Origin of the sequence: Cellulomonas sp. KH9 (genome assembly GCF_900114185.1) — a bacterium.
GTDB lineage: Bacteria > Actinomycetota > Actinomycetes > Actinomycetales > Cellulomonadaceae > Cellulomonas.
This window is the reverse complement of sequence record NZ_FOSE01000003.1, coordinates 488810-511487: the sequence shown is the minus strand read 5'-3', so window position 1 is coordinate 511487 and position 22678 is coordinate 488810. Positions and strand designations below refer to the sequence as shown.

19 protein-coding genes and 1 tRNA gene are annotated in these 22678 nt (G+C 76.5%); 10 read left to right on the top strand and 10 right to left on the bottom strand.

Going from position 1 to position 22678, the window contains the following annotated elements; translation table 11 throughout:
* Positions 1–57 precede the first annotated feature (57 nt).
* The 4 genes from BMZ16_RS12140 to glp form a co-directional block, all read right to left on the bottom strand.
* Positions 58–130 (bottom strand) — tRNA-Ala (locus tag BMZ16_RS12140).
* Between the two features lie 121 nt (positions 131–251).
* Positions 252–1391: a hypothetical protein gene (locus BMZ16_RS12135; RefSeq protein WP_089801113.1), complete on the bottom strand. Its 1140-nt coding sequence runs from the start codon at positions 1389–1391 to the stop codon at positions 252–254.
* A gap of 80 nt (positions 1392–1471) precedes the next feature.
* Positions 1472–2083: a GNAT family N-acetyltransferase gene (locus tag BMZ16_RS12130; protein ID WP_089800756.1), complete on the bottom strand. Its 612-nt coding sequence runs from the start codon at positions 2081–2083 to the stop codon at positions 1472–1474.
* Between the two features lie 4 nt (positions 2084–2087).
* Positions 2088–3332 (bottom strand): molybdopterin molybdotransferase MoeA, encoded by a 1245-nt coding sequence (gene glp / locus BMZ16_RS12125; RefSeq protein WP_089800755.1) that lies wholly within the window; start codon positions 3330–3332, stop codon positions 2088–2090.
* Between the two features lie 122 nt (positions 3333–3454).
* Between glp and BMZ16_RS12120 the strand changes: the two genes are divergently transcribed.
* The gene (locus BMZ16_RS12120; RefSeq protein WP_089800753.1) at positions 3455–4138 is read left to right on the top strand and encodes a 5-formyltetrahydrofolate cyclo-ligase; all 684 of its coding nucleotides are present in this window, start codon (positions 3455–3457) and stop codon (positions 4136–4138) included.
* Positions 4139–4182: 44 nt separating this feature from the next.
* On the opposite strand, the gene BMZ16_RS12115 is transcribed toward BMZ16_RS12120, so the two are convergent.
* Entirely contained in the window at positions 4183–6765 is a 2583-nt protein-coding gene (locus BMZ16_RS12115) for a penicillin acylase family protein (RefSeq protein ID WP_089800751.1), read from the bottom strand.
* Positions 6766–7009: 244 nt separating this feature from the next.
* On the opposite strand from BMZ16_RS12115, the gene BMZ16_RS12110 reads away from it, so the two are divergent.
* From BMZ16_RS12110 to mscL, 3 genes are all read left to right on the top strand, one after another.
* A complete protein-coding gene (locus BMZ16_RS12110) occupies positions 7010–7369 on the top strand; it encodes an FmdB family zinc ribbon protein (RefSeq protein ID WP_089800749.1) in 360 nt (119 codons plus the stop codon).
* Between the two features lie 204 nt (positions 7370–7573).
* Positions 7574–8263 carry an SAF domain-containing protein gene (locus tag BMZ16_RS12105; RefSeq protein WP_089800747.1) on the top strand — a complete coding sequence of 230 codons (690 nt, stop codon included), beginning with the start codon at positions 7574–7576 and terminating at the stop codon, positions 8261–8263.
* 126 nt (positions 8264–8389) lie between these two features.
* Positions 8390–8926, top strand: coding sequence for a large conductance mechanosensitive channel protein MscL (gene mscL, locus BMZ16_RS12100; RefSeq protein ID WP_255366603.1), 537 nt, complete (start codon positions 8390–8392; stop codon positions 8924–8926).
* 77 nt (positions 8927–9003) lie between these two features.
* Here mscL and BMZ16_RS12095 read toward each other — a convergent pair whose 3' ends face one another.
* Together BMZ16_RS12095 and BMZ16_RS12090 are read right to left on the bottom strand one after the other, a co-directional pair.
* Positions 9004–9342, bottom strand: coding sequence for a hypothetical protein (locus BMZ16_RS12095; protein ID WP_143082826.1), 339 nt, complete (start codon positions 9340–9342; stop codon positions 9004–9006).
* A 71-nt stretch (positions 9343–9413) separates the two neighbouring features.
* Entirely contained in the window at positions 9414–13934 is a 4521-nt protein-coding gene (locus BMZ16_RS12090; protein WP_089800742.1) for a hypothetical protein, read from the bottom strand.
* A gap of 383 nt (positions 13935–14317) precedes the next feature.
* Between BMZ16_RS12090 and BMZ16_RS12085 the strand changes: the two genes are divergently transcribed.
* Together BMZ16_RS12085 and BMZ16_RS19300 are read left to right on the top strand one after the other, a co-directional pair.
* Complete coding sequence (locus BMZ16_RS12085) at positions 14318–15640, top strand: MFS transporter (protein WP_255366601.1); 1323 nt, start codon at positions 14318–14320, stop codon at positions 15638–15640.
* 95 nt (positions 15641–15735) lie between these two features.
* Positions 15736–15960 (top strand): hypothetical protein, encoded by a 225-nt coding sequence (locus tag BMZ16_RS19300; RefSeq protein WP_089800740.1) that lies wholly within the window; start codon positions 15736–15738, stop codon positions 15958–15960.
* Positions 15961–16044: 84 nt separating this feature from the next.
* Here the strand turns inward: BMZ16_RS19300 and BMZ16_RS19805 are convergent, their stop codons facing one another.
* The 3 genes from BMZ16_RS19805 to BMZ16_RS12070 form a co-directional block, all read right to left on the bottom strand.
* On the bottom strand, positions 16045–16167 hold the full coding sequence (locus tag BMZ16_RS19805; RefSeq protein WP_255366599.1) for a hypothetical protein: 123 nt from the start codon (positions 16165–16167) through the stop codon (positions 16045–16047).
* Positions 16168–16336: 169 nt separating this feature from the next.
* Positions 16337–17632 (bottom strand): helix-turn-helix domain-containing protein, encoded by a 1296-nt coding sequence (locus BMZ16_RS12075; protein ID WP_089800738.1) that lies wholly within the window; start codon positions 17630–17632, stop codon positions 16337–16339.
* Between the two features lie 55 nt (positions 17633–17687).
* Positions 17688–18629 carry a CPBP family intramembrane glutamic endopeptidase gene (locus tag BMZ16_RS12070; RefSeq protein ID WP_143082824.1) on the bottom strand — a complete coding sequence of 314 codons (942 nt, stop codon included), beginning with the start codon at positions 18627–18629 and terminating at the stop codon, positions 17688–17690.
* Positions 18630–18777: 148 nt separating this feature from the next.
* Here BMZ16_RS12070 and BMZ16_RS12065 point away from each other — a divergent pair, with 148 nt between their 5' ends.
* From BMZ16_RS12065 to BMZ16_RS19965, 4 genes are all read left to right on the top strand, one after another.
* On the top strand, positions 18778–19167 hold the full coding sequence (locus BMZ16_RS12065; protein ID WP_089801108.1) for a hypothetical protein: 390 nt from the start codon (positions 18778–18780) through the stop codon (positions 19165–19167).
* A gap of 73 nt (positions 19168–19240) precedes the next feature.
* Positions 19241–20518 carry a sensor histidine kinase gene (locus tag BMZ16_RS12060; protein ID WP_089800734.1) on the top strand — a complete coding sequence of 426 codons (1278 nt, stop codon included), beginning with the start codon at positions 19241–19243 and terminating at the stop codon, positions 20516–20518.
* Between the two features lie 121 nt (positions 20519–20639).
* A complete protein-coding gene (locus BMZ16_RS12055) occupies positions 20640–21335 on the top strand; it encodes a response regulator (protein ID WP_255366597.1) in 696 nt (231 codons plus the stop codon).
* A gap of 2 nt (positions 21336–21337) precedes the next feature.
* Positions 21338–22648 (top strand): sensor histidine kinase, encoded by a 1311-nt coding sequence (locus BMZ16_RS19965; protein ID WP_304441041.1) that lies wholly within the window; start codon positions 21338–21340, stop codon positions 22646–22648.
* Positions 22649–22678: the final 30 nt, after the last annotated feature.

Below are 22678 nucleotides of genomic sequence, written 5' to 3'. Positions count from 1 at the left end.
AAGAAGGCCGGACCCACCGGGTCCGGCCTTCTTCGACGTCCTGCGACGCCGTCGGGGTGGAGCTGAGGGGATTCGAACCCCTGACCTTCTCATTGCGAACGAGACGCGCTACCAACTGCGCCACAGCCCCTTGAAGCGGGGACCACAGTAGCATCACCGCGGCCCCTGGACGAAACCCGCGGTACGCGTCCCCGCGCACCGCCCGGGAGGTCCCCGCGCACGTCACCCGGTGCGCCGGCACCGGGCACCGGCTACTGGCCGGCGGCGCGGCGGCGCGCGAGCACCGCGTTGAGGTCGATGCTGCCCGTCGTCAGGGCTGCCGGCTCGTCGGCCACCACGGCCGCGCCGGACGTGACCTCCTCGGTCGCCCCCGGCGCATCGGCCGGGCGTCGCACGGTCGACGCCTCGGCGTCGGACTCCTCGAGCGGGGCCGGGGTCCGGCGCGGGGCCGGGGCCTTCATGGCGTACGTCGGACGCGGCACCCGGACGGGCGACCACTCGGCGTCGCGCTCCTCCTCGGTCGACGCGTCGGCGGCGACCTCGGTCGGCGCCGCCGACGCCCGTCGGACCACCGGGGTCTGCCCGGTGGCGTGCCGCGCCGGACCCGCGGACTCCCCGCGGTCGGCGACGATCGCCTCGAACACCTCGGTGTGCGCGTCGGACGGGCGCACCGCGTGACCGGTCACCAGCGGCACGGGCACACCGGGCTCCGTGTCCCGCCGCACGACCGGCGTGGCCCCGCTGCGGGGACGGACCGCGGGCGTGGCGCCCGTGCGCGGCCGCGCGGCGAGCCGCTCCTCGCGCTCGATCGTCTCGGCCCACTGCGCGTCGGACGCCTGACCTGCGAGCACCGCGCGGCGACCCAGCACGACCACCGACGTGAGCAGGGCCGACGGCACCGCCCCGGCCACCCACGTGACGGCGGGCACGGCGGCGACCAGGACCCAGCCGACGAGGGCGGACAGCGCGAGGACGCCCGCGAGCAGCCCGCGGCGACGTGCGGCGGCGCCGCGGCGCGCAGCAGCGGCGGCCCGGGCGGCGCGCGCCTGGGCGAGCCGGCGCGCGGCCTCGGCCGAGATGCGCTCGGGTGTGGCGTGCGGTCGGTCCACGGTGGTGCCTCCTGTCAGCGTGCCGACGTACGCCGCCGGCACCCCCGTCCCCGGGGTCAGCAGTGCCGACGTGCTCGGTCCCCACATCCCGGCCGCCGCGGCTCCGCGTCCCAGCCGGCGGCGCGTGCTGCTCGCCACCGCGACCACGCGCAGCCCCGCGGAGAACCGGTCGTCGGCCCGGGCCTCCAGCAACCGTTGACGGTGCCGCAGGTGGTGCGGCACCAGATACGCCGCCCACAGACCCACGAGCGCGAGCGCCACGGGGCCTGCGAGATCGTTCACGTCACGACGGTAGGGGTCACGACCCCCGACGCGCCGCACCGGTGCGGCGTGTCGCGCCGACGTCCCACCACGGAGCGGTGCTAGGGGCTGCCGATGCCGCGCTGCCGGCGGTGCCAGCGGGCGAGCAGACCGTCGGGCACGTCCTCCGCCGTCAGCGCGAACGTGCGGTGGTCGCACCACCGGCCCTGGATGTGCAGGTACCGCTCCCGCAGCCCCTCGTCGCGGAACCCCAGCTTCTCGACGACGCGCAGCGACGGCGCGTTCTCCGGCCGGATGTTCACCTCGACCCGGTGCAGCCCGACCGCGCCGAAGCAGTGGTCGGTCGCGAGCGCCACCGCCGTCGGCGTGATCCCCTGCCCCGCGACGTGCTGCGACACCCAGTACCCGATCGCCGCGGAGCGCAACGAGCCCCACTGGATCGACGACACCGTCAGCTGCCCGACGAGCTCACCGCCGCGGTCCACGGCGAACGGCAGCGCGGACCCCTCCCTCGCCTGGGCCGACAGCGCACGCACGAACTGCCCGAAGGTCGGCCGCGGTCCGCGCACCGGCTCCGGGCTCGTCGCGTCCCACGGCTCCAGCCAGCCGACGTTGCGCGCCCGCAACGTCATCCACGCGTCCGCGTCACGACGGCGCAGCGGACGCAGGCGCACGTCACCGTCGACCAGCTGGGCGGGCCACCCGGCCGTCACGCCGTCAGCCCTCCAGCACCAGGCAGTGCACGACCGTCCCCGCCTCCACCCCGAGGTCACCCTCGCCCACGACCGCCAGCGCGTTGGCGTGCGCCAGCGCGGTGACCGACGGGGCCGCGGGGTCACCGACGGGAGTCACGCGGTACCCCTCGTCCGGGGAGCCGAGCACCGTGGCGGGCACGAACTGGCGCAGCCCCGGCGGGGACGCCCAGCCGTGCGTGGCCGCCGCCGCGACGGACGGGCGGAACAGCTCGGTGTGCCCCGCCATGGCCCGCAGCGCGGGACGCACGAACACCTCGAACGACACCTGCGCGGCCACCGGGTGCCCCTGCAGCGCGAACAGGGGGACGGTCCGTCCGCCCGGGTCCACGTCGTCGAGCCCCAGCGCGCCGACGGTGCCGAAGCCGTGCCGCGTGCCCGGGGTCATCGCCACCTGGTCGAGGCGCACGGTGCCCAGCGGCGCCAGGACGTCCTTGACCGTGTCGTGGGCCAGCTCGGACAACCCGCCCGTGAGCACCACGAGGTCGGCACGGACCAGCTGGTCCTCGAGGGCCTCGCGCAGCGCGGCGTGCTCGTCGGGGACGGCCCCCACGCGCACGGGCGTCGCGCCCGCGTCCCGGACGGCGGTCTCGAGCGCGTGCCCGTCGACCTCGAACACCGTGCCCGGCCGGGCCTGCGTCGTCGGCTCGACGAGCTCGTCGCCCACCGACATCAGCACGACGCGCGGTGTCGGGTGCACGGGCAGGCGACCGCGGCCCATCGCGGCGGCCAGCGCGATCTGGCGCGCCCCCAGGCGGGTGCCGGCGGTGAGCACGACCTCCCCCGACCGCACGTCGGCCCCCGCGTACCGGACGTGCTGACCGGGCCGGGCGACGCGCTGGAACGCCACGCGCGCCTGCCCGCGGTCCGTCTCCTCGACCGGCACCACGGCGTCCGCGCCCAGGGGCAGCGGCGCGCCCGACGCCACCCGCACCGCGGTGCCCGGCACGTGCCGCAGGCCGGCCGGGCTGCCCGCGTGCAGGTCGTGCGCCACCGGCAGCTCCGGCCCGCGCGTCCCCGCCGCGTACGTGTCGTCCGCCGCGACGGCGTAGCCGTCGCGGGTGGCCACCGGCACGGCCGGCACGTCGACGGGCGCGAGGACGTCGGCGGCGAGGATGCACCCCGCGGCGTCGTGCAGGACGACGTCGAGCGGCGGCACCGGGCCCGCGGCGGCGAGCACGGTGGCGAGGTGGTCCTGGACCGATCTCATGCGCGCATTGTGCCCGCACGAGTGCTCGGCCGGGGGTGCGCCGCGCCCCGACCACCCACGTCAGCGGGCGTCCGGTCCGCACAGGGCTCCCGCCGGCCCCGTGGGTTTGCGACACTTGCCCCATGAGCGCCGTCGCCCAGCCCCCCTGGCACGCCGAGGAGGAGGCGACCGGCCGCCGCTCGCGGCCCCGTGACGCGTCCGAGGAGAAGGACCTCCTGCGCCGCCGGGTACGCACCCGCCGCGCACAACGCTCGGCCCGGCGTCGCACCGAGTCCGCCGAGCGGCTCGCGCAGGTGGTCCTCACGATCCCCGAGGTGGCGGCAGCCCGCTGCGTGAGCGTCTACGCGTCGCGCCCCACCGAACCCGGGACCGGGCCGCTCATCGACGCCCTGGCGGCGCGCGGCGTGCGGCTGCTGCTGCCCGTGCTCGGCACGGGCCTGCAGCGCGACTGGGCCGAGTACGCCGGCCCGGACGACCTGCACGAGCGCGCCCCGGGCCGACCGCCGGAGCCGAGCGGGCCCGCGCTCGGCGCGGCCGCCCTCGGTGAGGCCGACGTCGTGCTGGTGCCGGCGCTCGCGGTCGACACCGTGGGCGGCCGGCTCGGCCAGGGTGGCGGTTGGTACGACCGCGTCCTGGCGCACGTGCGCCCCGACGCCCCCGTCGTGGCGCTGGTGCACGAGGACGAGGTCCTCGACCGGGTCCCCCGGGAGCCCCACGACAGGCCCGTGGGCGTGGTCGCGACGCCCGACGGCTGGCGCCGGCTCGGCACGGCGACGTCCGACACCGCCGCCGACGCGCCCGCCTGAGCGTCGGGGCGTCGCCGCGACCCGTCGCCGCGACGCCCCGCCCGTCAGTCCTCGGGCGGGGTGAGCGTCTGACGGTCGACCGCGTCGGCCTGCACCGCGGCCGCCGAGAACGGCCACGGGAACTGCCGCCCCTGCGCCCACGCCTCGAGCTGGTCGTCGTAGTGCACGCTCGCCGGGTGACCCGACGTGCCGGTGAGGTTCACCCACGTCGAGGAGTCGAGGTCGCCCAGGTCGACCACCATGCGCATGGACGGTGCGGACGTCACCTCGTAGGAGCCGCTCGACGCGTCCCAGCCCGTGGCGTCCACGAGCGACGCCCCGCCGCCCACACCCTGCGGGGCCGGGTTGACCAGCCGACGCACCGCCGCGGGCGACCCGGGGCCGCCGAGCACGGGGTGCTCCGGCACGGCCACGTGCAGCAGCCCCCACGCCCAGTCGTCGGTGCGGCCGCCGATCTGGGCGGTCAGGGCATGACGTGCGGAGACCATCGCCCGGGCCAGGACGTCGTCGCGGCCCTCGATCACGCCGGCGGTCGTCCGGTCGTCCCACCACGGGGACGTCGGGTTCTGCAGCATGGTGCCGACCACCTCGAGCCAGCGGGAGTCGCCCGTCGGCGCGTGACCCTCGGGCAGGTCGTCGGCGAACGTCAGCTCGAGGATCTCCGCCCACACGGCGGCGAAGTACATCGCGGCGGACGAGTCGGCCTCCATCGTCAGGTCCCACTCGCGCAGCAGGTCCTGGCCCGCGCGGTCGAAGGCGTCCGGCAGGTCGATCTCCAGGAGCGCGGGCAGCAGCACCTGGGCGTACGGGCTGAACCGGTCGGTCTGCAGGTCCGCCGTGCTCGCCACGTCCACGGGCTGCCCCGCCGCGATACGTGCGGCCAGCACCTCGCGGATCCGCTGGCTGCGGTAGCCGTAGTCGGTGTCGTCCGCGAGGAACGGCCCCACACCGGCGGGTGCCACCGCCTGGTTGGCGGCCACGACGAAGCCCTCCGCCGGGTCCAGCACGCGCGGCAGCGTCGCGGGGTCGACCCAGCCCTGCCAGTCGTACCGGGAGTCCCAGCCCGGACGCGGCCACGTGCCGTCGGACGGGAACGGCCCCTCGACGGCGGCGCGCACGGGGATGCGCCCGGGCGCCTGGTAGCCGATGTGCCCGTCGGTCGTCGCGAAGACGATGTTCTGCGCCGGGACGTCGAACAGGACGGCGGCCGCCGCGACGTCGTCCGCGTCCCGCGCCGTCATGAGCGCGAAGAACGCCTCGACGGTCCGGCCGGGCTCCAGGGCCGTCCACGCCAGGGACACGGCGAACCGGTTGCCCGGCGCGTCCTCGGGCAGCGGGCCGCGCGTGGCGTCGTCGACCGGCAGCACGTCGGAGATGATCGGGCCGTGCCGGGTGCTGCGGACCGCGAGCTCGACGTCGTCGCCGCCGGCGACCTCGATGGTCTCCATCCGCACCTCGAGCGGCTCGTGCGTGCCGTCGACACGGACGTCGTTGCGGTCGAGACGCTCCAGGAAGAAGTCGGTGACGTCGGCACCCATGTTGGTCAGGCCCCAGGCGAGCTCGCCGTTGTGGCCGATCGCGACGCCCGGCACCCCGGCGAGCGCGAATCCCGTGACGTCGAACGGGCAGGCGTCGGAGACCTCCGCGCAGCGCAGGCCCACCTGCGCCCAGATGCCCGGTGCCGAGAGGCCGAGGTGGGGGTCGTTGGCCAGGATCGGCTTGCCGGACGTGGTGTGCGCGCCGCCCACGACCCACGAGTTGGAGCCGACTCCCTCGCCCTCGCCGACCAGGCGCGGCACCGCGGCCAGCGCACGGTCGGCGGACTCCAGCGCGGCCTGCAGGTCCGCACCGGTCAGGTCCGGGCCCAGGTCGACACCGGCCGGGACGGTCGCCGCGTCGGCCGGGACCCCCGCGTCGGCGGCGCTGACGATCGGCAGGTTGCGGTCCTGCGGGTACGGGGGGAACAGCTCCTCGACGCGGGCCACGTCCGGCACGAACCGGTAGGTGCTCGCCCGTGACAGCTCACGGTCGTAGTTGGAGCGCAGGTCCCACGCCATCGCCTTGAGCCACGCCAGCGAGTCGACCGGCTCCCACGGCTCGGGCGCCTGCTGCGGCACGCGCATGCCCAGCACCGTGTACTCCATCGCGATCGAGCCCGGGTCGCGGTCCTGCAGGTAGGCGTTGACGCCGTCGGCGTAGGCCTGCAGGTTGTCCCGCGACTCCTGCGAGAGCAGCCCCCACTCCTGCTCGGCGACGCGGCGCCAGCCGAGCGTGCGCACCATCCGGTCCGCCGCCAGCGCGTCCTCGTCCTGCCCGACGAGCTCCGACAGGCGACCGGCGGCGACGTGCCGCCGGTAGTCCATCTCGAAGAACCGGTCCTGCGCGGACACGTAGCCCTGCGCCATGAACAGGTCGGCGGGCGTCTCGGCGACGATCGTGGGGACGCCGCGGGCGTCGCGCGTCACCTCGACCTCCGCACCGAGTCCGGGCAGCGTCTGCGAGCCCTGCACGTCCGGCAGCGGGCGCCGCAGGACGAGTGCGGTCACCAGCACCGAGACGAGCAGCGCGAGCACGACGAGGACGGCGACGACGACCAGCGCGGTACGTCGGGGGCGAGGGCGGGGCACGCTGGCAGGGTACCCGCGAGGACGCTTGACGGTGGGGTTAGAGTTGGCACTCGGATCCTGAGAGTGCCAGCCGCCCCTGCGGCACGCGGCGACATCCGCCGACACCCGCGTCGTGACCCGCGCGCCCACCGGGCGGCGTGACGTCCGCGCCCGTGCACCGGCGCGCCCGTGCCCACCCGGCCACCGCAGGACCCGTGTCCGAGCACCGCCGGGGACGCCCGGCCGACGACCATCGGGAGCCACGTTGCCCACCTATGCCTACCGCTGCACGGCCTGCGACCACGCGTTCGAGGTCCAGCAGTCGTTCACCGACGACGCCCTGACGGTCTGCCCCGCCTGCGAGGGGCGGCTGCGCAAGGTCTTCTCCGCCGTCGGCGTCGTGTTCAAGGGGTCGGGCTTCTACCGCAACGACGCCCGCTCGTCGTCGTCCTCGTCCTCCTCGGGGCGGTCCGGCTCGTCGTCGTCCTCGTCCTCCTCGGACGCGTCGTCCACGGCGAGCAAGGCCCCCGCCGCGTCCGGTGACGCGTCGAGCACGTCGACCGCGGCCCCGTCGTCGGGGTCCTCGTCCGCGACGCCGGCAGCCGCACCGGCCGCGTCCGCCTGACGGACACCGACCCGGGGACGGCGGGGCCGGGCGCCTCGCCGCAGCGCCGGGCCGCGCCTGCCCGCGCCACAGGCGGGCCGCGCCTCCCCGCCGCACCGGCCCCGGCGAACCGCCGGGCCGACCCCAGACCCGGGCGCGTCGGCCGCCTCCACCGCCGTGGCGCCGGCAGCCCGGGACGGCGGTCCCCGCTCCTAGCGTCGCGGCATGACCACGCTCCCCACCGCGACGACCGGCGCGACGCCACGGCCCCTGCCGAGCGCACGGGCACCTGCCCGGCTGCGGTTCCGTGCCGCGCTCTGGCGGCTGCGCTTCCTGTGCGCGGCGCTCCTGCTCGGTGCGGCCGCGGGCGTGGTGGTCCACGCCCTGCGGCCACCGCCCCCGGCGACGGCGCCGGTGGTCACGCTCGCGCACGACGTCCCGGCCGGCACGGTGCTCGCGCCCGGTGACCTCGTCGTCAGCGCACTCCCACCCGCTGCCGCGCCGGCGGGTGCCCTGAGCGGTATGGCCGCGGCGGAGGGCAGGTCCACGGCCGTGGACCTGCCGGCCCGCACCCCGCTGGTGGCCACGATGCTCGTGGACGCGGCCCTCGCGGGGCCCGCGGGCACCGTCGTGGTGGCGGTGCGGCTGGACGACCCCGCCGTGGCCGCCCTGCTCGAGCCCGGCCTGCGTCTCGACCTGGTCGCCGCCCGGCACGAGGGCGGCCCGGGCGAGACGGTGGCGCGGCGCGCGCTGGTGCGACCCGCACCCCCGGGCGCTGACCTGCCCGACGGGCTGCTGGGAGGCGGGTCGGCGGACGTCGGGCCGCCCGTCCTGGTCGCGGTCTCCCCGGAGGAGGCGGTCCGCATCGCCGAGACGTCCCTCTCGGCGCGGCTCGTGGCGGTGGTCGTGCCATGATCGAGCGAGGACGTCAGGTCGGCTGTCGTCGGGCGGGGGGCTCGGATGTCGAACAACAGGCGTGACCGCGTGCGCGGAGCGGGTGACCGCATCAAGTCGGTAGGCGGGAGCCCCCGGGTCAAGGGTGTGGCGAAGGTGCTCGAGGGGTTCAAGGACTTCATCGCCCGCGGCAACGCGGTCGAGCTGGCCGTCGGCGTCGTGGTCGGCGCGGCGTTCACCGCCGTGGTGGGTGCCGTGCAGGACGCCCTCATCAGCCCGCTCATCGGGTGGATCTTCGGCAAGCCGGACCTCGAGAACCTCTGGGACATCGGCCCCTACACCTGGCGCACGCCCGGTCCCGGCGAGGACCCGATCGCGGCGATCCAGGTCGGCGTCATCCTCAACGCCCTGATCCAGTTCCTCATCACCGCGGCGGCGATCTACTTCCTCATCGTCCTGCCGCTCAACGCCCTCGCCGCCCGCCGCAAGAAGGGCCAGGAGGACGAGCCGGCCGCACCGGCCGAGGACATCCTGCTGCTGCAGGAGATCCGGGACCTGCTCTCGCAGCGGCTCACTCCGGCGATCGCCAACGACACCTCACCCTCACCGGGCGACCCCGGGTCGACGACCCCGCCCCCGCCCCCGCCGGGCACCGCACCCCCGGGCGTCCCGCCCGCACCGTGAGTCCCGTCCTCCGCTGACGCGGTCGCGCGGGTCGGTCACCACGGCCGGCGGGTCGGTCACCGCTGCCGGCGGGTCGGTCACCAGTGGGGCGGCTTGTCGCGCTGCAGCCGGTCGTCGTTCGACGTCGGCTCCTCGCGGCCCCACCCGCGGTCGGAGTCGTCGGCGGAGCGTGTCGCGCGCCACAGGTCGTCCGCACCGGTCGCCCGGACCCCGGTGGCGGCCCGGCCCGGACCCGTTGCCGCCCCTGCCCCGGGGGCGTCGGTCGCCGCCTCGGCCGGGGGCGCGGCGGGTCGAACGGGGGTGAGCGACGGGTCGGGCGGTGCGGCCGGCAGCGTGGAGCGCAGCACGGACTCGTCGGAGCCGACGGTCCCGGACGGCCGCACGGCGCGTCGGGGACGACGACGGGCGGAGCTCATGCCCCGATCCTCCCACCGACGGCCGGCACCCGACGCGCCGGGGCGACCTCGCGCGGGAGGCTGCGGGCGCCTCAGCCGGTGAACGCGCGGGTGACCGCGGACCGCACGGCCGAGTCCACGCGGTGGCTGCGGCGCGTGATGCCGAGCTCGGCACGCAGGGCGTCCGCGAGCTGCTCGCGGGTGCGCTCGACGCCGTCCGACCTCAACCACCGCACCAGGTCGTCGAGCTGGTCGTCGCTGTACGCGTTGATCGGCAGCCCCGCGCGCACGTCCGGACGCGGTGCGGTCCGCACCGGCAGCGCGAGCTGCTCGCCGCCCGCCGGGGCGCCGGCGTCCTGCGCGACGGCCGCGGGTGCGACGGGCGCGGGCGCGACGGGCGAGGGCACGGCGGGGACGGGCGCCGACCCGACGACCGGCATCACACCGGTCGGCGTGCGCACCACGGGCACCGCACCGGTCGCCGGGGGCACCACCGGCACGGCACCGGTCGGCTCCCGCACCACGGGCACCGCACCCGTACGGGGCCGCACCACCGGCACGGCACCGGTCGGCTCCCGCACCACGGGCACCGCACCCGTACGGGGCCGCACCACCGGCACCCCACCGGTGACCGGGTGCGTCACGTACGGGCGCACGGGGCGGCTCACCTCGTCCTGACCGGCACCCTCGTCGTCGCCGACGTGCTCCGGCACCCGGGCCGTCGGCGTGGACACCGGGGCGACGGACTCCGGGCGGCGTGCGACGAGCGCGGCGTGCACGGCGCGACGGATCCGGTCGACCTCGCCCTGGGGGTCGAGGAACGCGGCGGCCGACCACACGCGGACCACCGACCACCCGAGGCGCTCCAGCCGGTCGGCGACCAGCCGGTCGCGCACCCGCACGCTCGGCTCGCCGACGTACGCGTCGTCGTCCGTGAGCACCGCGACGAGCATCTCGTCGGGCAGGTCGGGGTGGCCTACGACGAGCGGGATCCGCGACCCCCCGGGCACGCCGTGGTCCACGTCGACGAGCAGGCCGTGGCGCCACAGCCGCTCGGCGAGGTCGAGCACCAGGCGGTCGGGGTCGGCACCACCGACGGGCCGCTCCCCCGCACCGTGCGCGGCGCTGTGCGATCCGCGCTCGGCGGCGAACCGCAGGACGTCGGCCAGGAGCTGCGGACCCGCGCCGCGCAGCCGGTCCGGGTCGAGGTCGTCGCCGCGGAAGCACGACACCACGGTCAGGCGGTGACGGGTGGACCCCAGCGCGTCGAGCAGCAGACCCTCGCCGCCCGGCCGGCTGACCGGCCCGAACGTGTGCAGCACGCGTCGGTGCGGGGTGCGCCCCAGCCCGAGGGACAGGATCACCGCGTCCCGGCGCAGGCCACCGACGTTGGTGACGTCGACGACGACGAACGGGTCCGCCCGGCCGGCGTCGAAGAACGCCGCGAGCGCGGGGTTGTCCCGGACCTCGCCCATGACGGTCTCCCGCACCGCGTCGGCGTGGCGGGGCGTCAGCGTGACGACGGCCAGCGACTCGTCGGGGTGCTGCAGGACGTGCTCGACGACGAGCTCGAGGACACGCTCGACCTCGGCCGAGGTCGAGTCCACCATGCTGGTCGCCGGGTCCGGCATGCCGGTGCCGTCGACGACCTCCAGCCCGACCAGCGGACGCGCGTCGGGCAGCGGCGTGGGCACCAGGACGCCCTCGTAGCCGTGCTCCGCGAGGAACCGCGTGAGGTACGGGTCGCGGCGGGACGCGTCGGCGTGCAGCGCGACCGTCGGCAGGACCGCGGCCAGCTCGCGCACCGCGCTGCCGGACGCGCACCGGGCGTCACCCACGACGACGACCTGACGACCACGCGCGATCGCGGGCAGCGCCGCCTCGACCGGCAGGTGCGCCGCGGCGTCCACGACGACGAGGTCGATCGTGCGGGACGCGGGCAGCACCTGCGAGACGAGCATGGGCCCGGCGACCAGCACCGGCCGCAGCCGGCGCGCCAGGTCGGGGTACCGCGTGACGGTGTCGCGCAGCGACGTCATGCGCTCCTCGACGAGCTCGGCGAACAGCCCCTCGGCCTGGTCGCGGTGCACCCGCACCGCCGATGCGATCCGGCCGAGCGCGGCGGCCAGCACGGGCGCCGTGCGGCTGACGACGTGCCGGCGGTCCAGCTCCGCGTAGCGCGCGGACAGGGCCCCGAGCGCCGCGCCGTCGTACCCGGCCAGCGCGGGGTCGGCGGCCAGCACGTGCTCGAAGACGGTGCTCCACCACGCCAGGTCGAGCTCCGCGGGGGCCTGGGTCGGCTCGACGCGGCGGGCGGCGAGGTCGTCGACCAGGTCCCCGAGGCCGGCGGCCCGCAACCCGTGCAGCAGGTGCGTGCGCTCGGGCAGGGTCTCCAGTGCGGCGGCACCGGAGCGCAGCCGGTTGAGGCGCTCGCGCAGCGCGTCGAACGGCGTGCTGGTGAGGTCGCCGCCCAGCGGGGTCGTGGCGAGGACCTCCGCGAGCCCCTCGACGTCCTGCCGCACCGCACCGTGCTCGTCCTCGATGACCTCGAGGCTCTCCGGCAGACGCGGCCAGCCGCCGGCCGGGCAGTGCGCCTGCCACACCTCGCGGCGCTCCTGCACCTCGATGAGGGCCCCGTGCAGGTCGGCGACCGGCCGACCCGGGCGCACCATGTCCTTGGCCTGCTTGCGCAGACGCCGGCGCAGCCAGAAGCCCATCGGCACGCCGTGCTCCTCGCGCCACTCCTTGGTGGCGGTGGCCGCGACGAGGTCGGCGGCGGTGCGCTCGAAGACCATCGGCTGGAAGACGTCGAGCGAGGCCCGCACGCCGTCGAGCATGCGCAGCTGCTCGGCCCACTGCTCCAGCGTCGTCGCACGGGTCAGGCCGGTCTCCGCGGCCACCTGCTCGACGCGCCCGACCAGCAGCGGGAGCGTGACGTCGAGCAGCCGGTCGAGGCGGCGCCGCACGACCTGCGCGTCGGCCGCCGTGCGCAGGTCCGCACCGAACCAGGGGGTGTCCTGCGCGCGCAGCGTGAACGCACCGAGCTCACCGGCACGCACCAGGTCCTGCGCCAGGCGCGAACGTCGCTCGGGGTCCAGGGCGCGCGCGACGTCGGGGTGCAGGCGGACGGTCGTGGCGGGCGTGGGCCGGGTCGCGGTGAGCCGTGCCAGCTCCTGCAGGGCGTCGTACGCGGACGCGCCCCACGGTTCGCGCGGCTCGTGCAGGGCGTCGACGTACCCGCGCAGGCGCTCGCGCTGCTCGACCAGCGGGACCCGCACGGCCTGCACGGCGTCGGTATCGACGACGGGCGGCTCGAGGGTCATGGCACCCAGCAGGCGGCGCGCGGCGGCGGTGCGCCACCCGGCGTGCGGCTCGACGTCGAGGGCGATCTCCCCGAGCCCGAGGCGACGCAGCCGGTCCACCAGGGCGACGGCGGCGCGACGGTGCCCCGGCACGTACAGGACGGTGCGCCCCTCGGCGGCGGCGTCGGCGACGATCGCGGCCAGCGTGCCGGTCACGTCGGAGCCCGTGGGCGCGTCGACGAACACGTGCGCGCCGGTCGCGACGACGTCCAGCACGTGCTGCTGCGCGGGGTCCAGGTCCCCCACCCCCCGCTCGAGGGCGGGGTCGCGGTCCCCGACGACGGGCTCCGGCAGCGGCACGTCCACCGCCTCGCGGGCCTCGGCGATGCCCGCCATGGCGCGCACGACGTCGTGCCGTTCGAGGGTCCCGGCCAGCTGGTCGAGGTCGTCGACGATGACCTGACCCGGGTGGACGAACGTGCCGACCACGACCTTCTCGACCAGCGAGAAGTCCTCCAGCACCGCCTCGCCGAGGGAGGCGAGCCGCTGCAGCGCGCCGCGCGGGTCGAACCCGGAGCTGCTGAACGTGCCCCGGGCCACGGCGGCGGGGTCGAGCAGGGCGCCGTGGCCGCGCAGCGCGCGGGCCAGGACGGGGTTGACCTCGATGGACGGTTCGAGCTCGAGCTCGTAGTCACCCTCGCCGCTGCCGCGGGCACGCAGCCCGACGGGACGCAGCAGCACCGGTGCGCGCACCGTGCGGACGGCCGCGTCGCGGGCCTCGCCGGTGCCCCGTGCGGCCTCCGGGCGCGGGTGACGGGTGACGTGCGCGAGCGCACCGACGTCGTCGGACCCGAGGTCGGCGCTGGACCGGTCGGTCCAGGTGGCGACCCCGATGGCCAGGGACGTCGAGGCGATCCCGTAGCGCTGCGTGTACCCGGCGGCGCGCGCGCTGACGGCACGCGCCCGGCGGCGGGCGCTGGACAGGGCGCCGGGTTCCCGCACGAGGTTGGACAGGCGCGTGGGGCGCCCGGCGAAGAGCTGGGCCATCCCGGAGGGGTGGGCGGACGACAGGTCGAGGGCGGCGTCGCCGAGCTGGTCGACGTCGGCGAGCGTCGAGGCGCCGGCGGCCTCGACGAGCGCGGCACGCCAGGTCGCGACCGCACCCTCGAGGAGCTCGGCGGGCGACGGCGGCTCGACGAGCGCCACGGGTGGGGCCTCGACCGCGTCGGTGCCCTCGGCCGTGGCGGCGTCACCCTCGGCGGGCACCGAGGTGCCGGCGGGGGTGCCGGGGGTGCGGGCGGGAGCGGTCACCCTGGCACGGTAACCGCGCGGTGGTCCGATCCTCCGGCGGCCACGCCGGGACCGCCCGGGTTGCGCGGGGTTGCACCCGACCGGGTGGCGCGGCCCCTCGGGGCTCGGCGCGCGCGCCGGCCGGGAACGACCGACGGGACGGGCCGCTGGGGCCCGTCCCGTCGGATCGAGAAGTTGAAGACGGTGCGCACCGCGCAGGGGGCAGGCGATACGCACCGTCGAGGTCAATGATGCGCCCTCGGTAACTCTTGGTCAACTGTCCAGGCCAACGCCTCCTGCGGGTGGGATCATCGAGGGCGGGACGGGCGCCGCCGCGCCCGGAACGTCGCAGTCAACGCAGGCAGCACGCCCGACCAGGGACGACATCACTCCACCCCCGGTCGGTGACCACGATCGGGGGACGCATGACGGGGCACCGGGGGCCCACCGGGGCCACGGCCGTGTGGGCCGTGGCCGCGACGGCCTACCTCGTCGCCGTTGTGCACCGCACGGCCCTGGGCGTGGCAGGCGTCGAGGCCATCGCCCGGTTCGACCTCGGGGCCACCGGGCTGGCCCTGTTCTCGGTGCTGCAGCTCGCCGTGTACGCCCTCCTGCAGATCCCCGCCGGGCGCCTGGTCGACCGCCTCGGCGCCCGCACCCTCATCACGGTGGGGTCCGCGGTCATGGCCGTCGGCCAGGGCGTGCTGGCGGTGGCGGACGACGTGCCCACCGCGCTGGTCGCCCGCGCCCTGATCGGCGGGGGCGACGCGGCCATCTTCATCAGCGCCTGCCGCCTCATCGCCGAACGCTTCGAGCCTCGCCGCGTGCCGGTGATGGTGCAGGTCACGGGCCTGGTCGGGCAGTCGGGGCAGATCGTGTCCGCCCTCGCCGTGGCATGGGTCCTGCACACGTCCGGCTGGACGACGACCTTCGGCGTGCTCGCCGTGGCCGGTGCCGCCGTCACGGTGGCCGCCGCCGTCGGGATCGGCGCGCCGCCCCCGCGACCGCCGGGACCCCACACCCGGGAGCGCTTCGTGCCCGCCGTGCGGGTCGCCGCCCAGCCCGCGGGCACCCGGCTGGGCTTCTGGTCCCACTTCCTCACACCGTTCTCGTTCAACGTCGTGGCGATGCTGTGGGGCGTCCCGTTCTTCGTCACCGCCCAGGGCCGCACCCCGGCCGAGGCGTCCCTGCTGCTCACCGCGATGACGCTGGCGGCGATGGTGACGGGCCCGGTCGTCGGCCTGTTCACCGGGCGGCACCCGCTGCGCCGGTCCTGGGTGGTGCTGATGTCGGCGGCGGCGACGCTGGTCGCCTGGGTCACGGTCCTCGTCCCCGACACCCCCCGGCCGTTCCCCGTGCTCGTGGTCTTCGCGATGGTCCTCGGGGCCGGGGGCCCGGTGTCCCTCGTCGGCATCGACTACGCCCGCACCTTCACGCCGCCCGACCGGCTGGGCACGGCGACCGGGTTCGTCAACACCGGCGGCTTCGCGTCCACGATCATCGGGGTGCTGGCGGTCGGGGTGGTCCTCGAGCTCGTGTCGCCACCGGGGGTGAGCACGTACACGCTCGACGCGTACCGGGTGGCGTTCGCCGTGCTCCTCGTGCCGTGGGTGGCCGGTGTGCTCGGGGTCGTGAGCAGCCGGCGCCGCACCCGCGTCGCCCTGGCGCAGGCGGGCACGGTGGTCCCGCCGCTGCGCGAGGTGCTGCGCCGCAGCCGGCCCCGCTGACGCACCGCGCCGCGGCCACCCGGTGCGTCGGTGACGCCTGCGCACCACCGGGACGGGCGACGCGCGGGAGCCGTCGTGCGGGATAGGTTCGGCCGATGGACCCGGTGGATCCCGCGCTCGCCGGCGTGCGCGCCTACCTCAGCCACCTCGACGGGTGCGAGGTCGTCGTCCGGACGCTCTCCGGCCGCGAGTACACCGGTCCGCTGTCCTGCCTGCTGTCGGGGAACGTGGTGTTCGTCGGACCGTCCGGTGCGGCACCGTGCATCCGCATCGACGCGGTCGAGTCCGTGCTCCTGCTGCGCGGGCAGCCGGGTCGGTGACGCAGCGGGCCACCCGCGCCGCCGGCCCGGGGCACGTGAGGCCCCGGTCCGGCGGCGCGAGCGGGTCGTGTGGGATCGCTCCCGTCAGATCGCGATCTTGCAGCAGGGCGCCGTGACCTGGGAGGAGGCGGTCGCCGCGGCCGGCGCGCCGATGAGCCCGGCGAGGGCGACGACGGCGGTCAGGGTGGCGACGGTGAGCTTCTTCATGGTGGGACTCCTTCGGGCTGGCGTGCCGGACCGTCCGGCACCCGGGCATCGTCCCGAGGAGGTGTCGCCCGTGCAATGACTCCGGGCACACCGGGATAGACACGCCCAGGTCTTGCGTCACCCGGGCGTGTCGCACCCGGGCGGGGCGTGCTGCCGCCGCGTGCGTGCGTCAGGGGCGGGGCGTCCCCACACCGGCGGCGTCGAGCGCCCGCCGGTAGGCCTCCGCGACGCGGGCGCGGTCGTCACCGGCCGCACGCAGCCTGTCCCCCAGACGCCGCCACGCGACCGCCGACGAGCGGCCCGCGGGCACGAGGTCCAGCCGGTCCTCGACCTGCCGGTACGTCTTGACGGCGGCGTTGCGGTCACCCGACGCCAGCAGCGCGTCGCCCAGCGCCTCCAGGGCGGGCGCGGCGTCACGCCGCTGCCCGGTGCCGATCAGGTCGACCGCCCGCTGGGCCTGGTCGAGCGCCGCGCCGTACCGCCCCAGCAGGAGCAGTGCCCGGCAGCGCGTGGTGGCCGCCCGCGCCAGCTCGACGGCCGACTCCGCGACCTCGAGCGCCGTCCCCGCCGCGTCGAGCTCCGCCAGCGCCTCGTGCGGCCGGGCGGGCGTCACGGCCAGGAGCAGGTCCGCCAGGTCGAGCCGCAGCCGCGGCACGTCCCGCTCGGCCTCCGCACCGCCGGCCAGTGCCAGCGCCGCACGCAGGTGCCCGAGCGCGTCCTGCGCGTCACCGAGCGCGTCGTCGACGAACGCGAGGTTCCAGTGCACCGACCAGACGGCGCGTGCGGACCCGTGCACCAGGGCACGCGCGAGCAGCTCGTTGCCGCGCACCCGTGCGTAGGTCGCGTCCCCCCGGGCGACGTACGCCCACACCAGGGTCGTCTCGAGCCGGAAGAGCTCGTCGGTGCCGGCCGCGGACTCGGCGAGCACGGTCAGCCGCTCCTCGCCCGCCTGCACGGCCCCGTGCACGTCGCCCGCCTCGATGAGGGTCATCACGAGGCGCGTCGTCGCGTACGCGGCGCGTCGGGGCCGGTGCCCGTCGACGAGCAGCCGCGCGGTGTCCGCCAGGACCCGCGCGGCGCCCTCCAGGTCACCGAAGAGGTCGAGCGCCTCGGCACGGGCCAGCAGCACGCGGGCGCCCTGGTCGACGTCGAGGGCGTCGAGGTGCACGTCCTGCAGCTCCGTGACGGCCTCCGCGGCGCGGCCGGCGCGCAGCAGCTGGCGGGCGCGCACGACGGCGGCCTCGGACGCCCGGTACTCGGGTGAGCGCTCGCCCTGCTCGAGGTACGTGGTGGTGACCCCGAGGGCACGGGCCAGCCGCTCCAGCGCACCGTCACCGGGCCCCCGGACGCCGCGCTCCAGGTGCGAGACGTAGCTGGGGTGCATCATGGCCGCGCGAGCGAGGTCGGCCTGGGACAGGCCGGAGCGCTCACGGGCGTCGCGGATGCGTTCGCTGACTGGGTGCACGCCCTCACGATAGGGACCTGCCCCGCCGCACGGAAGAGGGCCGGATGGACTCCGGTCACGGCACCGGTGACACCACGGGCGCGACGACACGGACCCGGGCGGTCCCGGTGCGGCGCAGCAGCACCTCCACCGCACCCGCGTACGCGAGCGTCGAGGCGGTCGACAGGGCCAGGGCGAGGGGGCCGATGTCGACGACGTCCAGGTCCGCCAGGTCGACGGCACCGAGGGTGAACACGACGACGTTGTTGACGACGTGCGCCGCGGCCGCGGCCTCCAGCCCACCGGTCCGCCAGACCAGCCAGCCCATCGTCAGTGCCCACACGGCGGTGTCCACCATGGCCAGCCCGACGTAGGTGTGACCGAGGACGAACAGCGGCACCGGCAGCACCACGGCGAACGCGGGGTGCCGCAGCCAGGTGCCGATCGTCTGCGCGAGGTACCCGCGGAACACGACCTCCTCGGCCACGCACTGCGCCGGCACCAGCAGCAGCACCAGCCCGATCATCAGCCAGGACGACGCGTCGACGCGGGGCTGCCAGGTCACGCCCAGCGCCGTGTCCAGCAGCGCGGCACCACCCTGCACGAGCACCGTCAGCGCCGCCGCCACGGCCAGGCACCGTGCCGCCCAGCCCCAGCGGACGCGACCTGCCACCGAGAGGAGGAGCCCCACGGGACGCGCCCCGAGCAGCCGCGTGGCGACGAGCACCGCGGGGAGCATGGCGATGATGGAGAGCATCGCGAGCGTGAACGGCAGCGGCTCGGCCAGGTCGGTGACGTCCAGCCGCTCGAGCGCCTCGAGGCCGCCCGGGCCGGACGTCACCGCGGTCACCATCATCACGACACCGCCGGCCACGAGGATGCCGACGTACAGGCCGAGGCCGACGAGCCCGACGACCAGGGGCCGCCACCAGCGGGAGGCCGGGCTCGTGCGCTGCAGCCGGTGGTACGGGTAGGTGCCGGGGATCTCGTGGACGTCGACGACGGTGGGGCTGCTCACGGGTCCATCGTCCGGGTCGTGGGCGGCGTCCGCCTCCGCCACGCGGCCGACACCCGCGGCACCGCGCTCCGTCCCGCGGCCGACCGCAGGCACGGCTCGGCCGGAAATGCCCTGCCCCGCCCCGGGCCGGGCCGCCTACGCTCCCGGGATGCCGGACGAGACGTGGGTGGAGCACCGCCGCAGCGGTGACCGTGAGGTGCTGGGCTGGGTGCGCCCGCAGGGCGACGGGTACGTGGCCGTCGACCGCCTGGGCCGTGACGTCACGGGGCCGGTCGACTGGCTCGAGGCCGAGGCGGCGCTCGAGGAGCTCGGCCTGCACTGGCTGGGCGACCTGTGGCAGCTGACCCGCGAGGACGGCAGCGTCCGGCGCGTGCGCCTGGTCGAGGTCGGGCCGCACGGCGTCGTCGCGAAGGACGACGACATGAACGCCGTCGGGGAGGGCGTCGTCGCGACCTACGAGCTGCCGTTCCCGGCGCCGCCGTCGCTGGCGCCGTTCGCGGGCGACCGGCACACCCTGGACCCCGACGACCTGCCGTGAGGGACGGGGCCGCGGGTGCGGGTCGTCCGCGCGACCGATCCCGCCGACGACCGGGTCCGCCTAGCATCGCTGCGTGACCAGGACCGCCGCGCCCGACCCCGCGCCCGGCGCGGGGCGGTCGGGACGGGTGTGGGCGCGCACGTGGCGCCTGGTGCTCGGGATCGGCATCGGTGCGGCCGCGGGCTTCCTCACCTACGCCGCGGCCTTCGTCATCCCGGTGGACGAGGCGTTCGAGCCGGTCGTGTACGGACCGGGGGCGCCCTTCTGGATCGCGGTCGACGTCCTCTGCCTGCTCGCCTGCATCCCGTTGTACCTGCGCCGGTACCGGTCCCCGCTGCTGATCACCGGCCTGCTCGTGACCGTCGGCTCGTTCTCGGTCCTCACCTCGGGGCTCGTGCTCCTGGCGGTGGTGTCGCTCGCGACGCGCCGGCGCTGGTCGGAGATCCTGCCCGTGTACGCCCTGTGGCTCGGCGCGATGCTCGTCGGCGAGCGCGCGTTCAGCGCCTGGGTGATCGCGGACGAGCAGCCCGGCGCGGCCACCGACGAGCTGTGGACGGTCATCATGACCGCGGCGTTCGCCGCGCTCGTCGTCGTGACGGGCATGTTCGTCGGGGGGCGGCGCGCGCTGGTGACGTCCCTGCGCGAGCAGGCCGCGATCGCGCGCCGTGAGGCGGACGCCCGTGACGACTCCGCCCGGGCGAGCGAGCGCAACCGCATCGCCCGCGAGATGCACGACGTGCTCGCCCACCGCCTCTCCCTGGTCGCGCTGCACTCGGGTGCCCTGGAGTACCGCTCCGGCCTGGACCCCGAGCAGGTCCGGCAGACCGCCGCCGTGGTGCGGGAGAACGCGCACGAGGCCCTCGGTGAGCTGCGCGAGGTGCTGGGCCTGCTGCGCGAGCCGTCGGCCGGTGACGAGCAGTCGCGGCCGCAGCCGACGTTCGCGCAGGTCCACGAGCTGGTCGCCGGGGCGCGCGCGGCGGGCTCGCCCGTGGTCTTCGAGCTGGACCGCGTCGCGGACGACGACCTGGCGCGGCTGCCGGCGTCCACCAGCCGCCACCTGTACCGCGTCGTGCAGGAGACGCTGACCAACGCCCGCAAGCACGCGGCGGGCGCACCGGTCCACGTCCGCGTCCACGGCGCACCGGGTGAGCGCGTCGCGCTCGAGGTGACCAACCCCGTGCCGCGCACGGCGCCCGCCACCCGCCTGCCGTCGTCCGGCTGGGGCCTGACGGGCCTGGCCGAGCGGCTGCGGCTGACCGGGGGCGAGCTCGACGCGGGGGCACGCGGCGACGGCACGTTCGCGGTGCGGGCGTGGCTGCCGTGGGCGGCGGCCCCGGAGGACCCCGCGTGACCGCGGCGCCACCGGACGCGGCACCACGAGACGCGGCACCACGAGACGCGGCGCCGCGCCACGCGGCACCACGAGACGCACGCCCGCGGCACCTCGCGACGGGCTCGACGGAAGGACGGACGTGACGGCGACGGTGGAGCAGACGGGGACCCCGACGGAGCGGCAGACGGTGCGGGTCGTGCTCGTCGACGACGAGACGCTCGTGCGGGTGGGACTGCGCCTCATCCTCGGGGCGGACCCCGCGATCGACGTGGTCGGCGAGGCCGGGGACGGTCTGGAGGCGATCGACGTGGTGCGGCGCACCGCGCCCGACGTCGTGCTCATGGACATCCGGATGCCGCGGCTCGACGGGCTCGGCGCGACCGAGCGGCTGCTCACCGAGCAGCCGGACTCCCGGGTCGTCATCCTCACCACGTTCGACACGGACGAGATGGTGCTCGGCGCGCTGCGGCTGGGGGCCGCCGGGTTCCTGCTGAAGGACACCCCGCCGGCCGAGATCGTCCGGCACGTGCTCGACGCGGGCGCGGGGCGCACGACCCTGTCACCGTCGGTCACCGACCGGCTCATCGCGTCGGTCACGCAGCGTCCGCGCGACGAGCGGCGCACCGCCGCCCGTGCACGCCTCGACGCGCTCACGGAGCGCGAGCGGGACGTCGCGCGCGCGATCGGGCGGGGCCTGTCGAACGCCGAGATCGCCTCCGAGCTGTTCATCACGGTCGCGACCGTGAAGACGCACATCAGCCGCATCCTGGAGAAGATGCCGGCGGACAACCGCACGCACATCGCGATCTGCGTGCACGAGGCGGGCGACGTCTGACCGTGGACTCACCCAGCACGGCCCGGCGGGTCTGGGCGCACGCGTGGCGGCTGCTCGTCGCGGTCGTTGTGGGCGTCCCCAACGGGCTGGTCGTCTACGGCCTCGTCCTGACGACCGGGCCGTACCCCGGCGGGCCGCTCGGGGAGATCTGGATGCTCGTCGACCTGGCGTGCCTGCTGCTGTGCGCGGTGGCGTACGTGGCCCGGCACCGTGCCCCGCGCCTGGTCACGAGCATCATCGTGGTCGCCGGGTCGTTCTCGCTGTTCTCGTCGTTCGTGGTGCTGTTCGCCGTGGCGTCCCTCGCCGCGCGACGCCGACGCCTGGAGACCGCGGTGGTCTGCGCGCTGTGGTTCGTCGCGGCGCTCGTCGGCCAGCGGGTCTTCGTCGCGTGGGTGCTGCCCGCCGGCGTCCTGCCCGACGACCTGCGCCTCCTGGCGGCCGGGCAGGTGCTGAACACGGCCCTCGCCGTGGTGACCGGCATGTTCATCGGGGGTCGCCGCGCCCTGCTCGCGTCGCTGCGCGAGCAGGCCGCGATCGCCCGGCGCGAGGCGGACGCGCGCGGCGACGGGGCCCGCGCGGCCGAGCGCAACCGCATCGCCCACGAGATGCACGACGTGCTCGCCCACCGGCTGTCCCTGGTGGCGCTGCACGCCGGCGCGCTGGAGTACCGCGCGGGGATCGACCCCGAGCAGGTGCGCGAGACCGCTGCCGTGGTCCGCCAGAGCGCGCACGAGGCGCTCGGGGAGCTGCGCGAGGTCCTGGGGCTGCTGCGCGACCCCTCGGCCACCGACGAGCAGTCCCGGCCCCAACCGACGTTCGCGCAGGTGGACGAGCTGATCGAGGGGGTCCGGGCGGCGGGGTCCCCCGTGACGTCCACGCTGGACCGGGTCGACGCGGAGGCCCTGGCGGGACTGCCGGTGGCGACCAGCCGCCACCTTTACCGCGTCGCGCAGGAGGCCCTGGCGAACGCCCGCGCGCACGCGCCGGGCGCACCGGTGCACGTGCGGGTGCAGGGCGCACCGGGCGGACGCGTCGTCCTCGAGGTCACCCACCCCCTGCCCGATCAGGTGCCGGCGACGCGGCTGCCGAGCTCCGGCTGGGGGATGACGGGGTTGGCCGAGCGGCTGCGCCTCGCCGGTGGGGAGCTCGACGCCGGGGTGCGGCCCGACGGGACCTACCTCGTCCACGCCTGGCTGCCCTGGTCGGCGCCGACGGAGGAGCACGACCCGTCGGGTGCCACGACCGACGGCGTGGGCGACGGCGTGGACGGCGGCCGGGGCGACGACCTCGACGTGGTGGCGTCCCGCACCTGACCGTGGCGGGGCGGCACCGGACGCGGGCAG

Excerpts from the sequence above, each read along its gene's own strand:
- glp (WP_089800755.1), bottom strand. The coding sequence starts at position 3,332 with ATGAGATCGGTCCAGGACCACCTCGCCACCGTGCTCGCCGCCGCGGGC.
- BMZ16_RS12120 (WP_089800753.1), top strand. The coding sequence starts at position 3,455 with ATGAGCGCCGTCGCCCAGCCCCCCTGGCACGCCGAGGAGGAGGCGACC.
- BMZ16_RS12105 (WP_089800747.1), top strand. The coding sequence starts at position 7,574 with ATGACCACGCTCCCCACCGCGACGACCGGCGCGACGCCACGGCCCCTG.
- BMZ16_RS12095 (WP_143082826.1), bottom strand. The coding sequence starts at position 9,342 with ATGAGCTCCGCCCGTCGTCGTCCCCGACGCGCCGTGCGGCCGTCCGGG.
- BMZ16_RS19300 (WP_089800740.1), top strand. The coding sequence starts at position 15,736 with ATGGACCCGGTGGATCCCGCGCTCGCCGGCGTGCGCGCCTACCTCAGC.
- BMZ16_RS19805 (WP_255366599.1), bottom strand. The coding sequence starts at position 16,167 with ATGAAGAAGCTCACCGTCGCCACCCTGACCGCCGTCGTCGCCCTCGCC.
- BMZ16_RS12065 (WP_089801108.1), top strand. The coding sequence starts at position 18,778 with ATGCCGGACGAGACGTGGGTGGAGCACCGCCGCAGCGGTGACCGTGAG.